General features: G+C 69.4%; 11 protein-coding genes. 1 reads left to right on the top strand and 10 read right to left on the bottom strand.

Features of this window, described 5'->3' with window-relative positions; translation table 11 throughout:
- Positions 1-17: 17 nt before the first annotated feature.
- The 4 genes from CKCBHOJB_RS06975 to CKCBHOJB_RS06960 form a co-directional block, all read right to left on the bottom strand.
- Positions 18-2,114: a M1 family aminopeptidase gene (locus CKCBHOJB_RS06975; protein WP_281051258.1), complete on the bottom strand. Its 2,097-nt coding sequence runs from the start codon at positions 2,112-2,114 to the stop codon at positions 18-20.
- Positions 2,115-2,226: 112 nt separating this feature from the next.
- Positions 2,227-3,438 (bottom strand): ChaN family lipoprotein, encoded by a 1,212-nt coding sequence (locus CKCBHOJB_RS06970; RefSeq protein WP_281051257.1) that lies wholly within the window; start codon positions 3,436-3,438, stop codon positions 2,227-2,229.
- Positions 3,439-3,526: 88 nt separating this feature from the next.
- Positions 3,527-4,258 (bottom strand): glycerophosphodiester phosphodiesterase, encoded by a 732-nt coding sequence (gene ugpQ, locus CKCBHOJB_RS06965; RefSeq protein ID WP_281051256.1) that lies wholly within the window; start codon positions 4,256-4,258, stop codon positions 3,527-3,529.
- A gap of 2 nt (positions 4,259-4,260) precedes the next feature.
- Positions 4,261-5,880 (bottom strand): NYN domain-containing protein, encoded by a 1,620-nt coding sequence (locus tag CKCBHOJB_RS06960; RefSeq protein ID WP_281051255.1) that lies wholly within the window; start codon positions 5,878-5,880, stop codon positions 4,261-4,263.
- 166 nt (positions 5,881-6,046) lie between these two features.
- On the opposite strand from CKCBHOJB_RS06960, the gene dksA reads away from it, so the two are divergent.
- Positions 6,047-6,472 (top strand): RNA polymerase-binding protein DksA, encoded by a 426-nt coding sequence (dksA, locus tag CKCBHOJB_RS06955; protein ID WP_281051254.1) that lies wholly within the window; start codon positions 6,047-6,049, stop codon positions 6,470-6,472.
- 153 nt (positions 6,473-6,625) lie between these two features.
- On the opposite strand, the gene pnp is transcribed toward dksA, so the two are convergent.
- The 6 genes from pnp to nusA all read right to left on the bottom strand — a co-directional run bounded on the left by pnp (position 6,626) and on the right by nusA (position 15,055).
- A complete protein-coding gene (gene pnp / locus CKCBHOJB_RS06950) occupies positions 6,626-8,725 on the bottom strand; it encodes a polyribonucleotide nucleotidyltransferase (protein ID WP_281051253.1) in 2,100 nt (699 codons plus the stop codon).
- A 218-nt stretch (positions 8,726-8,943) separates the two neighbouring features.
- Complete coding sequence (gene rpsO / locus CKCBHOJB_RS06945) at positions 8,944-9,213, bottom strand: 30S ribosomal protein S15 (RefSeq protein ID WP_281051252.1); 270 nt, start codon at positions 9,211-9,213, stop codon at positions 8,944-8,946.
- A 77-nt stretch (positions 9,214-9,290) separates the two neighbouring features.
- Positions 9,291-10,277, bottom strand: coding sequence for a tRNA pseudouridine(55) synthase TruB (gene truB, locus CKCBHOJB_RS06940; RefSeq protein WP_281051251.1), 987 nt, complete (start codon positions 10,275-10,277; stop codon positions 9,291-9,293).
- Positions 10,255-10,683: a 30S ribosome-binding factor RbfA gene (gene rbfA, locus CKCBHOJB_RS06935; protein WP_281051250.1), complete on the bottom strand. Its 429-nt coding sequence runs from the start codon at positions 10,681-10,683 to the stop codon at positions 10,255-10,257. Before rbfA ends, truB begins: the two co-directional genes overlap by 23 nt.
- Before the next feature lie 3 nt (positions 10,684-10,686).
- Entirely contained in the window at positions 10,687-13,566 is a 2,880-nt protein-coding gene (gene infB / locus CKCBHOJB_RS06930) for a translation initiation factor IF-2 (RefSeq protein WP_281051249.1), read from the bottom strand.
- A gap of 13 nt (positions 13,567-13,579) precedes the next feature.
- Entirely contained in the window at positions 13,580-15,055 is a 1,476-nt protein-coding gene (gene nusA, locus CKCBHOJB_RS06925; RefSeq protein ID WP_281051248.1) for a transcription termination factor NusA, read from the bottom strand.
- Between the last annotated feature and the right edge of the window lie 2 nt (positions 15,056-15,057).

Genomic DNA, 15,057 nt, shown 5'->3' with positions numbered 1-15,057 from the left:
CTAGCACCGCGCTGCGATCAACCGGGCGCAGCCGGACGCTCCACCACGACCGCGCGCCCGGGTGCGTCCCAGACCCCACGCGCCCGCACGCGGGCGCCATCGAACACCAGCCAGCTCTGGCTGCCGTAATGCGGCAACGGGCGCTGCACGGCGCGCAGCGCCGCGGCGTCGTTCACGGAAACCACCGCCAGCACCGGCCCGCTCTTGTTCGGGGCTGTCCATACCCGCGCCGTGCCGCCCGCGGGCAGGCCCACGGGAGAGGATGGCAGGCCGGCACGCTCCAGCACCGCAGCCACCGCGCCCTCGCTGCCGGCAAGCAGGACCGGCCCGCCTTCGCCACGCAGGGCCTCGAATCCCGCCTGCCTGGGCGCACGCTCGAACAGTCGGGCGGCGAGCGCCTGCGCCGCCTCCGCGATCTCGGTGGCCTCCGCCGCACCCCCTGCCCCGCCGCCCTCCACCAGCGCGTCGGCGATCATCAGTCGCGGCGCGGTCGCGACGATCCACTGGCGCAGGATCGGTGGCAGCTGGGACGCATCGGGCAGGCGCCAGACACGCAGCTCCGGATCGAGCCACGCCTCCTCGGGGACGAAGTCGAGCGTCAGATCGACCACGGCGCGCGCGCCGTCGATGTCCACCCAGCGCGTCTCATGTCTGCCGGCGGCAGTCAGCAGTACGGGCACACGGACGGCATGCGCCGGCACGGGCTGGGCGAACACCAGGCGCAGGCGATGCTCCGCGGCTGCGCCCGCACCTTGCGCACCCTCCGCGCCGCGCCCGGTGCGCGGCATTTCGGGCGCCGGCAGCATCGCCGCCCGCTCCAGTCTCAGCGCCGGACCGCCCGCCAGCGTGAGCCACTGCTGGAAGAAGCCCTCTAGCGAACGCCCCGACGCCTCCTCGAAGGCGCGCTGCAGCTCCGCCCAGCCGGCGACGCGGAAACGCTCGCGCGCCCAGAACGCACGGATGCCGCGCGCGAAGGCCTCCTCGCCGATCAGGTCGCGCAGCATCACGAACACCATCGCCGCCTTGCCGTAACGCACCGCGGCCGCGGCGCCGTGGGTGCGCGAGCGGAAATCGGCCAGCGCCTGATGGCTGCCCGCCGGCAGCGCGGCGAAGTCGCGCAGCCAGCCGAGGCGCATCTCGTGCGCGGCGGCGGCGGACTCGGCCTCCTTGTAGGCATAGTCGGCCATGAAGGTGGTGAGACCTTCCGACCAGTTGCCGCGGGCGTAATCGACCATCACCCCGTTGCCCCACCAGTTGTGCAGGATCTCGTGACCGAGCGAGGTGGCGCGGATGAAGGGCAGGCGCAGCACCTCCTCGCCGATGTAGGTCAGCGTCGGCATGCCGAAACCGGTCGGCAGCGGGCTGGCGACGACCGAGAACTCGGTGAAGGGGTAGGCGCCGATCTGCGTGGCGTAGCGTTCGATGTAGCGCTGGCTGTCGGCCAGGTAGGCATCGGCCAGCCCTTCCGCCTCGTCGAGCGCGGCGGGGAAGTAGGTGCGCAGCCGCAGCGGGCGGCCGTCGGCCTGCACCGCCATGCGTTCGCGCACGCGCCACGGCCCGGCCATCAGGTCGATGCCGTCGGTGGGGCGGTCGAAGACGAAGCGCGCGCGGTAGGGATCGGCCGGCGTCGCGGGCAGGCGCTCTTCCTCCAGCCGCCCGGCCGCCAGCGCGGTCTGGCCGCCCTTCACGCTCAGCTGCAGGCGATAGGAGAACAGCGCGGCCGGGCGCGGATACCAGCCCGCGCCGGCCGGCAGGTAGCTTCCCGCCGTCGAGGCCATCGGCGGCATGCCCTGGAGCACGCCGCGGTGGTCGCGCTCGCGCTCGAGCGCAGGCAGCGTGCCGGCGTAGCGCAGCTTCAGCCTTGCCCCTTCCGGCACCTCGACCCGCCATGCGCGCCAGGCCTCGCGCTGCCCCGCCGGCCGCAGCCGCACCGGGCGCCCATCGACCGCCGCCTCCTGCGGCTGCAGCGACTCGTGGAGCACGAAGCCGAAGTCGCGCTCGGCCGGCCGCAGCACCGCCTCGACCTCCAGCCTGCGCGAGGCCGGATCGAGGACGACGTCGAGCTCGAGCTCGGGATCGGACGCCGCCGCGGCAGTGCCCGCGAACACCAACATGGCGGCGAGGGCGTGCAGCAGGACGGCGAACCCGGAGCGCGCGCCGCGCCTTCCGGGGCCTGTCGGCCCCTTCCCCTCCGGCCACATGGCCGAGGATCCCGGACGCCGCATCTCAGCGCTCGGGCGGGAAGCGCACCACCACCTCCAGCGCCTGGTCGCCGCGCCGGATCTTGAGCGGTAGCCAGGTCCCGGCCGGCTGGCCGCGGACCGCGGCGACGAGGTGCAGCGGGCGCTTGACCGGCGCGCCGGCCGCCTCGGTGACGATGTCGTCGGTCTTCAGCCCGCTGCGCTCGGCCAGGCTGCCGCGGGTGATCTCGGCGATGCGCACGCCGTTCGCATGCTCCTCGAGCGCAACGCCCAGTCGCGGCGGGGGCGGCGCACTCATGCGCGCGACCGGAACCGCGAACACCGCATCGGCGAGGCCGGCGCCGAGTTCCGCACATCCGGTATCGGCGCCCACCGGCATCAGCTGGCCGATGCCCTCCTCGCCCAGCGCGCGCAACTGATGCGCGACCCCGTGGCCGAAGCGCACGTGGCCGTTGCCCATGATGGCGACCGCGAGCGGCAGCTGCCCGTCGGCGCCGGCATGGCGCTGGCGGCCCGCGAGCAGGGCTTCGGCCATCGCGCGATCCCAGGCGAGCTGCGAATCGACGAAGTTGCGGAAGCCTGCCTCGCTGCGCGCGGCCGCGGCGGTCGGCTTTCCACGCGCCGCCGCATGCTGGCCGTGGATCTCGAACAGGAAGTCCTCGTAGGCCGGCAGCGCTGCGGCGGCCTGCCCTACACCCTCGCGCTCGGCCTCCGGCACGCCCGCCCAGCCCTGGTCGGCGATCGCCCGCGTCAGCTTCGCATCGACGTTCAGCGCCAGCATCGGGATGCGATTGAGGCGCGCGAAGTGGAACAGCGGCAGGTAGAGTTCGGCCGGCATGCTCCACACCTTGCCCCACTCGCTCTGGGCGAGGAACTCGGCTTCGGTCAGCTCACCCGCCACCCAGCGGTCGAGCACCGGCTGCACCCGGCGCGGGAACATCTCGAAGCCGATCACCATGTGCGGGCGCTGGGCATGCAGCGCCGCCAGCGTCTGCAACTGCCAGCGGTGATGGTCCATGTCGTCGTGCTGCTCGCCGAGCAGCACCACCGCGCGCTGCGCCATGGCGGCGAGCAGCGTGCCGCCTTCGATCGGCTGCGGGCCCGCGCCATCGGCCCGGGCCCAGGTGCCGGGCACCAGGCACTGCGCGGCGGCGGCCTCGGCCGACCGCGGCATGGCGAGGGAGGTGATCAGGCTGCAGGCGAGCGCGAGGGCGCCGAGGCTCGAACGTGAGGACATGATGATCCTGCGGACGAAAGGAAAAAGGGACTAGCGGTAGAGCATGCGCGCCGCGGCGAGTTCCGGTCGCCACGCCGGGCGGGCGCGCTCAGGGGCGGAAATGATCGACGCGGTCGGTGATGAGCCCATCCAGCCCGAGGCCGAGCAGGCGCGCGGCCTCGGCATCGTCGTTGACCGTGTATGCGAGCCGGTGCAGGCCGGCGGCACTCGCCGCGGCCGCCGTTTCCGCGCTCCACGCCCGCTGCTCGGCCACGATGGCGATGCAGTCCAGGCGCTGCGCGCTCTCGAGCCAGCCGTCGGCGAAGCGTTCCAGCAGCAGCCCGCGCGGTAGCTGCGGCGCCGCCTCGGCCGCAGCCGCCAGCGCCTCGGGGGCGAAGGAGCTCAGCAGGGGCGGTGGCGTGCCGACCCAGCGCCGGGCGATCTCCACCGCCACGACCTCGCCGGTGCGCTGCGCATCGCCGGGGGCGGGCTTGAGCTCGACGTTCAGCGCGCACCGATGATGCATGCAGAAGGCGAGGATCGCGTCCAGCGTGGGCAGGCGTTCGCCCGCGTACCGGGGCGAGTGCCAGGCGCCCGCGTCCAGGCGCGCAAGCTCGGCCCAGTTCCGCGCCAGCGCCTCGCCGACACCGTCGGTCGTGCGCTCCAGGCTGTCGTCATGGAGCAGGAAGGCCCGTCCGTCCGCGCTCAGACGCACATCGCACTCGAACATGCGGTAGCCGTGCGCATGCCCGAGGGCGAAGGCGGCGAGCGTGTTCTCCGGGGCCAGTCGCCCGGCCCCGCGGTGGGCGATCCAGCGCGGGTAGGGCCAGGCGGTGGCCATCCTCACTCGGCGGACTCGGCCTTGGGCTTGCGCGGGCGACGGGTGCGCGGCGCGGCCTTGCGGGCGGGTTCGCCGTGTTGTGCATCGGCCGTCGCGGGCGCACCGCCCTCGACCGCTGCCACCACAGCGGCAGGAGCCGCCTCGGCGCTGGCACCGCGGCCGCGCTTGGCGGGCTTCGCAGCCCTTCCAGCCCCGCCGCCCCGCGTCTCCGCCGCCGCCGTCGCTTCCACCGCGGTGCCGGCCGCGTGCTCGGCCGGCTGCGTCCGCTTGCGGGCCGGGCGCGCGGCTCCCCGCCCGGCGCGGGTCGCATCGCCCTGCTCCGCCTGCGCGGTCTCGCTGGTCGTCGGCGGCGTGCTCTCGGGCACCGAAGGCTCCTGCGTCGCCTCAACGTGCACCGGCGTGAGCTCCGCTTCGCCCTTCGCCGCCGCTCGACGCCCGCGACTGCGTCCGGACTTCGACGGCTTCCCGGCCTGCCCGCCGGCTCCACCGGGTTCGGGCTGCGGCATGGCGGACGACTCGACGGTCACGCTCTCGGTTGCACTGGCTGCGTGTGCCGACGCCTCGGCTTCCGCGGCCTCAGCGACCTGCTCAAGCATCGCTGCTGCGTGCGCGGCCTCTTCGGCCGGCACGCCGGCCTCTGCAGCACGCGCACCGCGACGACGCGATCCACGTCCGCCCTCGCGCCCCGTGCGCACCGCCGGCTCGGCCTCGACGGGTTCGTTCGCCTGCACGCTCACCGCGGCGGGCTCGACGCTTGCAACCTCCCGCACCACGACGACCGGTTCGCTCACCATCGTACCCGGCGCCGGACGCGTCACGTAGGTGCCCGATTTCTCGTCCCGTCCCAGCTCGAGCAGGCCGCGGCTCTGCGCCTCCTCCAGCAGGTTGCCGAAGGCGCGGAAGCCGAAGTAGCTCTCGTTGAAATCCGGCTTGCGACGCTTGATCGCCTCCTTGAGCATCGACGACCAGATCTTGCCGCTCTCACCGCGCTCTGCGAGCAGCGCCTCGAAGGTCTCCACCGCGATGTCGATGGCCTTGCCGCGCCGCGCCTCGAGCTCTTCGCGCCGTGCCTTGTCCTCCTCGGTGGAGCGCTTGACCGCCGGCGGATTGTCGCGCGCCTCACGCTTGGCGGCGGCGCGCTGGCTGTCGCGGACCAGGTCGTCGTAGAAGATGAACTCGTCGCAATTGGCGATCAACAGGTCGGACGTCGATTGCTTGACCCCGACGCCGATGACCTGCTTGGCGTTCTCGCGCAGCTTGGAGACCAGCGGTGAGAAGTCCGAGTCGCCGCTGATGATGACGAAGGTGTCGACATGCGATTTCGTGTAGCAGAGATCGAGCGCATCGACGACGAGGCGGATGTCCGCAGAATTCTTGCCGGACTGGCGGACGTGCGGAATCTCGATCAGCTCGAAGTTGGCCTCGTGCATCGCGGCCTTGAAGCTCTTGTAGCGCTCCCAGTCGCAATAGGCCTTCTTGACCACGATGCTGCCCTTGAGCAGCAGGCGCTCGAGCACGCGCTTGATGTCGAACTTCTCGTACTTGGCGTCCCGCACGCCGAGGGCGACGTTCTCGAAATCGCAGAACAACGCCATGCTGACGCTGTCGGAAGAAGAAGCCATGGAATTCTCCGTTTCGGACCAGTGGCGATGGTAAGCCCTGCCCATCAACTACACCAGAAGACCGCGCACAGGACGAGCACCTCCGGGCGCCTCGGCTTGCCGCCTCAGGCCGATTCTGCTATTAAGTCGGCTCCCTTCATCAACACCAACAAACGGAAGCTGATCCATGGCCGACGAAACCCTGCACAAGCAATTCCCGCCCTACGTACCCGCAGCCGGCGAGGAATACATGAGCGAGAAGCAGCTGGGCCACTTCCGCGAGATCCTCAACTCGCTCAAGGGCGAACTGGCTGACGACATCGAGCGCACCGTGCACACCATGCAGGACGAGGCCACGGTGTTCGCCGACCCCAACGACCGCGCCAGCCAGGAGTCCGACATCGCGCTCGAGCTGCGCAACCGCGACCGCGAGCGCAAGCTGATCAAGAAGATCGACGAGGCGATCGGCCGCATCGAGGCGGGCGAGTACGGCTACTGCGACAGCTGCGGCGTCGAGATCGGCCTCAAGCGCCTGGAGGCGCGCCCGACCGCGACGATGTGCATCGACTGCAAGACGCTCGAGGAAATGCGCGAACGCCAGGTCGCGAAGTAATCCGGTCTCGCACCAAACGGACGAAGGGGCGCCGCGGCGCCCCTTTTTGCTGTCCTGACCGATCGGCTTCGGTCCCGCCGGCGAACATGAAAAAGGACGCTTGCGCGTCCTTTTTCGTTGAGCGTCGAGACCGCGGGATCACCCCGCCGCCGTTCAGCCGGCGTTTTCGTTCAGCAGCGCCTTCATGCTCAGGCGGATCTTGCCGCGCTCGTCGGTCTCGAGGACCTTGACGCGCACGGCCTGGCCTTCCTTCACGTAGTCGGCGACGTTGTTCACGCGCTCGTTGGCGATCTGCGACACGTGCAGCAGGCCGTCGCGGCCCGGCATGATGTTCACGATGGCGCCGAAGTCGAGCAGGCGCACGACCGTTCCCTCGTAGACCTTGCCCACCTCGACCTCGGCGGTGATGGCCTCGATCTTCGCCTTGGCGGCCTGGGCGCCCTCGGCGCTGACCGACGAGATGGTGATCGCGCCGTCGTCCTCGATCTCGATCACGGTGCCGGTCTCTTCCTGCAGCGCGCGGATCACCGCACCGCCCTTGCCGATCACGTCGCGGATCTTCTCCGGGTTGATCTTCATGTTGATCATGCGCGGCGCGTATTCCGACACCTCGCCACGGCTGGAGGACAGCGAGCGCTTCATCAGGCCGAGGATGTGCAGGCGGCCTTCCTTCGCCTGTTCCAGCGCGGCGTGCATGATCTCCTTGGTGATGCCCTGGATCTTGATGTCCATCTGCAGGCCGGTGATGCCGTTCTCGGTTCCCGCGACCTTGAAGTCCATGTCGCCGAGGTGGTCCTCGTCGCCCAGGATGTCGGTCAGCACCGCGAAGCGGTTGCCGTCCTTGATCAGGCCCATGGCGATACCGGCGACGTGGTCCTTCAGCGGCACGCCGGCGTCCATCATGGCGAGCGAGCCGCCGCACACCGAGGCCATCGACGACGAGCCGTTGGATTCGGTGATCTCGGACACCACGCGCACGGTGTAGGAGAACTCTTCCGGCTTGGGCAGCATCGCGACCAGCGAGCGCTTGGCCAAGCGGCCGTGGCCGACCTCGCGGCGCTTGGTCACGCCGAAGCGGCCGGTCTCGCCGGTGCAGAAGGGCGGGAAGTTGTAGTGGAGCAGGAAGCGCTCCTTGTACTCGCCGGCGATGGCGTCGATGATCTGCTCGTCACGGCCGGTGCCCAGGGTGGCGACCACCAGGGCCTGGGTCTCGCCGCGGGTGAACAGCGCCGAGCCGTGGGTGCGCGGCAGCACGCCGGTGCGGATCTCGATCGGGCGCACCGTGCGGGTGTCGCGACCGTCGATGCGCGGCTCGCCGTTGAGGATGCGGCTGCGGACGATGCCCGACTCGAGGTTGAAGAAGATGTCCTTGAGCTCGTTGACCGAGGGCGCATTCTCGACGCCTTCGGTGAGCTGGCCGATCACGCGCTTGCGGATCTCCGACAGGCGGGCCGAGCGCTCCTGCTTGCTGGTGATGCGGAAGGCTTCTTCCATCTCGGCCTTGGCGAGCTCGCCGACCTTGGCGATCAGCGGCTCGTTGGCGGGCGGCGCCTGCCAGTCCCACTCGGGCTTGCCGGCGACTTCGACCAGCTCGTTGATGGCCTTGATCGCGGTCTGCATCTGCTCGTGGCCGAACACCACGGCGCCCAGCATGACGTCCTCGGGCAGCTCCTGGGCTTCGGACTCGACCATCAGCACGGCGGTCTGGGTGCCGGCGACGACCAGGTTCATCGCGCTGGACTGCAGCTCGGTGGCGGTCGGGTTGAGGATGTACTGGCCGTCGAGATAACCGACGCGCGCGGCACCGACCGGGCCGTTGAAGGGCAGGCCGGAGATCGCGAGCGCGGCCGAGGCGCCGATCATCGCCGGGATGTCGGAGTCGATCTCGGGGTTCAGCGACAGCACGGTGACGATGACCTGGACTTCGTTCATGAAGCCATCGGGGAAGAGCGGGCGGATCGGGCGGTCGATCAGGCGCGAGGTGAGGATTTCCTTCTCGCTCGGGCGACCTTCGCGCTTGAAGAAGCCACCGGGGATGCGGCCCGCGGCGTAGAACTTCTCGACGTAGTCGACGGTGAGCGGGAAGAAGTCCTGGCCCGGGCGGGCTTCCTTGGCGCCGACCACGGTGGCCAGCACCACGGTCTCGTCCATGTTCACGATGACGGCGCCACCGGCCTGGCGAGCAACCTCGCCGGTTTCCAGGGTGACGGTGTGGGCGCCGTAGGCGAAGGTTTTCTTGATTGCGGTAGGCAAGTTCGTATTCCTTATTCTTTCGGTGGAGGCAGCGAACTACAACTGCTTGCGGCGGCCCGACCGAATGGGGGCCGGGCCGCCGCGGCAAGACGGTCGCGACGGAGCGCGCGAACGCGGGGGACGAATAGCAAAAAGCCGGCGCGGCCGCAGGGGCACGCACCGGCTTTGCTGGCTTACTTCGCCCTGATCGGCGCTGTCGGATTCGTCACGGGCGGCAATTACTTGCGCAGGCCCAGACGCTCGATCAGATTGCGGTAGCTATCGGCGTTGCGGCCCTTCAGGTAGTCCAGCAGCTTGCGGCGCTGGCTGACCATCTTCAGGAGGCCGCGGCGGGAGTGGTGATCCTTCGCATGCTCCTTGAAGTGGGGGGCGAGCCCGTTGATGCGGGCGGTCAGGAGCGCGATCTGGACTTCCGGGGAACCGGTGTCGCCCTGGGCGCGCTGGAAGTCGGAGACGATCTTCGACTTGGATGCGTTATCAAGAGCCATGTGTGTCTTTACTCGTGTGTTCTGCCAATCAGAAGCGGCGGATTATACCCAAAGCCGCGCCAACAACTCAATCAAAATCATGCGCATGGCGCCTCGGCGAGGCCACCGGTGGCGATCAGGCGGCGCGCGGCGAGGCGTCCGTCGTCCTGCCATTGCGCCAGCCCCAGAAAGCCCGCGGGTCCGTATGCGCGCACCCGCTCGCCGGGGCAGGCGCCGGGCAGCGCCAGCGTACGCCCCTGCAGCAGGCCACGCGCAGCGTCCTCGTCCAGGTTCAGCACCGGGAAGTCCGCGACCAGCGCATCGACCGGCGCGAGCAGTGCATCGCGCCCGCCCTCCCCGGCCGCCTCGAGGGCTTCCAGGCTCACCGCGCCCGCCAGATCGAAACCGCCGATCGCGGTCCGGCGCAAGGCCGCGAGGTGGGCCCCGCAACCGAGCGCGGCGCCGATGTCCATCGCCAGGCTGCGGATGTAGGTGCCCTTGCTGCAATGCACACGCATGGCGAAGCGCTCGCCGGCGAAGTCGAGCAAGTCCAGCGCACGGATCGTGACCCGGCGCGCCTCGCGCTCGAGCTCGATGCCCTGGCGTGCATATTCGTAGAGCGCCTTGCCGTCGCGCTTGAGCGCCGAATACATCGGCGGCACCTGCTCGATCTCTCCGCGGAAGCGCTCGAGCACGGCCTCCAACGCCGCGCGATCGACCGCCACCGGATGGGTCGCGAGGACCTTGCCTTCGGCGTCGCCGCTGTCGGTTTCCACGCCGAGCTGCACCACCGCCTCGTAGGTCTTGTCGGCGTCGAGCAGCATCTGCGAGAACTTGGTGGCCTCGCCGAAGGTGAGCGGCAACAGCCCGCTCGCCATCGGATCGAGGGTGCCGGTGTGACCGGCCTTGGCGGCGTTGAGCAGGCGGCGCGCGGTCTGCAGCGCACCGTTCGAGCTCATGCCCTGTGGCTTGTCGAGCAGCAGCACGCCATCGACCGCGCGGCGGACGATCTTGCGCTGCGGCTGCTTCGGGCGTTTCGCCCGCGGCGCAAGCGCCGCAGCCTCAGGCGCGGGGCTTGCCGTCATCGTCCCTGGCGGCGGAGTCCTCGCCGTCGGCGGGCGCGTCCTGGTGACGCGCCTCGTCCTCCTTAACCACCGCATCGATCAGCTGCGACAGACGCGAGCCCTCCTCCACCGAACGATCGTAGTGGAAGTGCAGCTCCGGGATGGTGTGGATGCGGATGCGGCGCCCGAGCTCGCGGCGCAGGAAGCCGCTCGCGCGCCGCAGGCCCTGCAGGATCTCGGGCACGTCGCCCTCGCCGGTCATGCTGGTGAAGAACACCTTGGCGTGGGCGTAGTCGGGCGTGATCTCGACATCGGTGAGGGTGATGAAACCGACGCGCGGATCCTTCACCTCCAGCCGGATCAGCTCCGCCAGCTCGCGGCGGATCTGCTCCACCACGCGCTGGCTGCGGGAATACTCCTTGGGCATGGCTTACAGGGTCCTCGCCACTTCCTTGATCTCGAAGACCTCGAGCTGATCGCCTTCGTGGATGTCGTTGTAGTTCCTGAGCTGCAGGCCGCACTCGTAGCCGAACTTGACTTCCTTGACGTCGTCCTTGAAGCGCTTGAGCGACTCGAGTTCGCCGGTCCATACCACGGTGTGGTTGCGCAGCAGGCGGACGTGCGAGTTGCGCCGCACCACGCCTTCGAGCACGTAGCAGCCGGCGATCGAGCCGATCTTGGAGATCGTGAACACTTGGCGGATCTCGACCAGGCCGGTGATCTCCTCGCGCTTCTCCGGTGCCAGCATGCCCGACAGCGCCGCCTTCACCTCATCCACCGCATCGTAGATGATGTTGTAGTAGCGGATATCGACGCCGAAGGTCTCGGCGAGCTTGCGCGCACCGGCATCGGCACGGGTGTTGAAGCCGATGATGACCGCGCCCGAAGCCTGTGCCAGGTTGACGTCGGACTCGCTGATCGCGCCGACCGCGGCGTGGATGACGTTGACCCGCACCTCGTCCGTGGACAGCTTCTGCAGCGACTGCACCAGCGCTTCCTGCGAACCCTGCACGTCGGCCTTGATGATCAGCGGCAGGGTCTTGACCTCGCCCTCGGCCATCTGCTCCATGAGCGTCTCGAGCTTGGCGGCCTGCTGTTTGGCGAGCTTGACGTCGCGGAACTTGCCCTGGCGGAAGAGCGCGATCTCGCGCGCCTTCTTCTCGTCCGTGAGCGCGATCGCTTCATCGCCCGCGGCGGGCACGTCGGACAGGCCGAGGATCTCGACCGGAATGGACGGGCCGGCTTCGTCGATCTGCTTGCCGTTCTCGTCCAGCATCGCGCGGATGCGGCCGAAGGTGGCGCCGGCGAGCAGGACGTCGCCCTTGCGCAGCGTACCCGACTGCACGAGCAGGGAGGCCACCGGGCCGCGGCCCTTGTCCAGGCGCGCTTCGATGATCAGACCCTTGGCAGGGGTGTCCTTCGGCGCGGTGAGTTCCAGCACCTCGGCCTGCAGCAGCACGGCCTCGAGCAGTTCGTCGATTCCGGTACCCTTCTTGGCCGACACCGGCACGAACATGGTCTCGCCGCCATAGGCCTCGGGGATGACTTCCTCGGCGATCAGCTCCTGGGTCACGCGCTCGGGGTTGGCGTCGGGCTTGTCGATCTTGTTGATCGCCACCACCAGCGGCACGCCGGCCGCCTTGGCGTGGTGGATCGCCTCGCGCGTCTGCGGCATCACGCCGTCGTCGGCCGCGACCACGAGGATGACGATGTCGGTCGCCTTGGCACCGCGGGCACGCATCGCCGTGAAGGCCTCGTGACCCGGGGTGTCGAGGAAGGTCAGCATGCCGCGCGCGGTCTCGACGTGGTAGGCGCCGATGTGCTGGGTGATGCCGCCGAATTCGCCCGCGGCGACCTTGGCGCGGCGGATGTAGTCGAGCAGCGAGGTCTTGCCGTGGTCGACGTGGCCCATGACGGTGACCACCGGGGCGCGCGGCAGGACCTCGGCGTCCTTGTGCGCTTCGCTTTCCTCGAGGAAGGCATCCGGATCGTCGAGCTTGGCCGCCACCGCCAGGTGACCCATCTCCTCGACGATGATCATCGCGGTTTCCTGGTCCAGCACCTGGTTGATGGTGACCATCGAACCCATCTTCATCAGCGCCTTGATGACCTCGGTGGCCTTCACCGCCATCTTGTGGGCGAGATCGGCGACGGTGATCGTCTCGGGCACGTGCACTTCACGCACGATGGGCTCGGTGGGCGCCTGGAAGGACGAACGATCGTCCTGCTGGTGGCGGCCGTGACGGCCGCCGCCCTTGCCGGCACCTCGCCAGTTGCTGCCGGCGGTGGCACCGACCTCGCCGCGCGTCTTCATGCCGCCACGGCGCTTTCCGGCACCCTCGGCCTCGCGCGCCGGCGCTGCAGGCGCGGCGCGCTTGCTGTCGCGGCTGGCGGGCTTGTCCTCGGTCTTGGCCGGGCGATGCAGCGTGCCGGTGGTCGGCTTGACAGGCTTGGCCGGCTCTTCCTTCTTCTGCTGCTCCGCGCGCAGGCGGGCCTCTTCCTCTGCCTTGCGCGCCTCGGCCGCGGTACGCGCCGCCGCCTCGCGTTCCTGACGCGCACGCAGGTCGGCCGCCTGGCGCTCCTTCAGGGCGCGCTGGCGATCCTCGTCACGCTTGCGCGCGGCGATCTCTTCCTCGCTGAGGATCTCGGACAGCGGCAGCGGCTTGCTCAGCACCGTGGTGACCTGCGGCGCAGGTTCCTGGCGGCCGGGACGCCCGGCACGGCCCGAGGGCGCGGACTTGTCGCCCGCGGCAGACGGCTCCGCCGCGGTCGGCTCGGCGGCGGTCTCTTCGGCCACCGCAGGCGCGGGCGCCTCGACGACTTCCGGCACCACCGGCTCGGCGGCAACGACCCCGGGAACGATCTCGGGCGCGACGGGCTCCGCCGCAGCCACGGCCTCGATGGCCGGCGCTTCGGCAACCGGCGTCTCGAGCACCGGCGCGGGCACTTCGACCGCCGCGGCGAGCTCCTCGACCGGCACGGCTTCGGCCGCAGCCCCCTGCTCGGCGAGTTCGTCGCGCTTGACGAAGGTGCGCTTCTTGCGCACCTCGACCTGCACCGTACGCGCGCGACCGGTCGAATCGGTGGCGCGGATCTCGGTGGTCTGCTTGCGCGTCAGGGTGATCTTGCCCTTGGGCTGGGTGTCGCCGTGCGAACGCCGCAAGTATTCGAGCAGCTTCGCCTTGTCCTGTTCGGTGAGCAGGTCGGCGGCGCCGGATTTATCGACGCCCGCACGCTTCAACTGCTCGAGCAGCACCGCGGCCGGCATTTTCAGTTCGCCGGCAAACTGGGTCACGCTCATCTGTTCCATTACAGCCCTCCCATCATTCTTCGAACCAATGGGCGCGCGCAACGGAAATCAGCGCCTTGGCTCTTTCTTCGTCGATCCCGGCCATTTCGACCAGTTCGTCGACCGCGAGGTCGGCCAGGTCGTCACGGGTACGAATGCCCTGCTGGGCAAGTTTGGCGGCCAGGGATTTCTCCATGCCGTCCAGGTTGAGCAGATCGTCGGAGACGTTCTCCAACTGCTCCTCGGTGACGATGGCTTCGGTCAGCAGCACGTTGCGCGCACGATTGCGCAGCTCGTTGACCGTGTCCTCGTCGAAGGCCTCGATCTCCAGCATCTCGGCCAGCGGCACGTAGGCCACCTCTTCGAGCGAGGAGAAGCCTTCCTCGATCAGGATGTCGGCGAGTTCCTCGTCGACATCCAGCTTTTCCATGAACAGCGCGCGCAGGCCCTGCTGCTCCTGCGCGGTCTTCTCGGCCGACTCCTGCTCGCTCATCAGGTTGATCGTCCACCCGGTGAGCTCGGAGGCGAGCTTGACGTTCTGGCCGTTGCGACCGATGGCGATGGCGAGGTTGTTCTCGTCGACCACCACGTCCATCGCATGCGCCTCCTCGTCCACGACGATGGAGACGACTTCGGCCGGCTGCAGCGCGGCGACCACGAACTGGGCCGGATCGGCCGACCACACGATGATGTCGATCTGCTCGCCACCGATCTCGTTGCGCACCGCGGTGACGCGCGAGCCGCGCAGGCCGACACAGGTGCCGATCGGGTCGATGCGCTGGTCGTTGGACTTGACCGCGATCTTGGCGCGCAGGCCGGGGTCGCGGGCGCAGGCCTTGAGCTCGAGCAGGCCGTCCTCGATCTCGGGAACCTCGAGCTCGAACAGCTTCATCAGGAATTCGGGCGCGGTGCGCGAAAGGACCAGCTGCGGGCCACGGGCGCCGCGGTCGATGCGCAGCAGGAAGGCCTTGACGCGATCGCCGACGCGCAGGTTCTCGCGCGGAATCTGCTGATCGCGCGGCAGCACGGCTTCCATGCGGCCGACCTCGATGATCGCGCTCCCGCGCTCCATGCGCTTGATCGAACCGGAGACGAGGAATTCCTTGCGGTCGAGGAAGTCGTTGAGCACCTGCTCGCGCTCGGCGTCGCGGATCTTCTGCAGAATGACCTGCTTGGCGGCCTGGGCGCCGATGCGGCCGAAGTCGATCGGCTCGAGCTCTTCCTCGATGTAGTCGCCGATCTGGATGTCCGCACGCAGCTCGCGGGCGTCGATGATGCCCATCTCGGCCTCGTCGTTGACGACCTCCTCGTCGAGCATCACCAGCCAGCGGCGCTTCGAGGTGTAGTCGCCGGTGTCGCGATCGATCGACACGACCACGTCGGCGTCATCGTGGATGCGCTTCTTGGTCGCAGAGGCCAAGGCGGTTTCGAGCGCGGAAAAAACGATCTCCTTGGCGACGTTCTTCTCGCGCGCCAAGGCATCGACAAGCAGCAGGATCTCGCGGCTCATTT

Source organism: Thauera sp. GDN1 (assembly GCF_029223545.1).
Classification (GTDB): Bacteria; Pseudomonadota; Gammaproteobacteria; order Burkholderiales; family Rhodocyclaceae; genus Thauera.
This window is presented reverse-complemented; position numbering and strand designations above follow the sequence as displayed.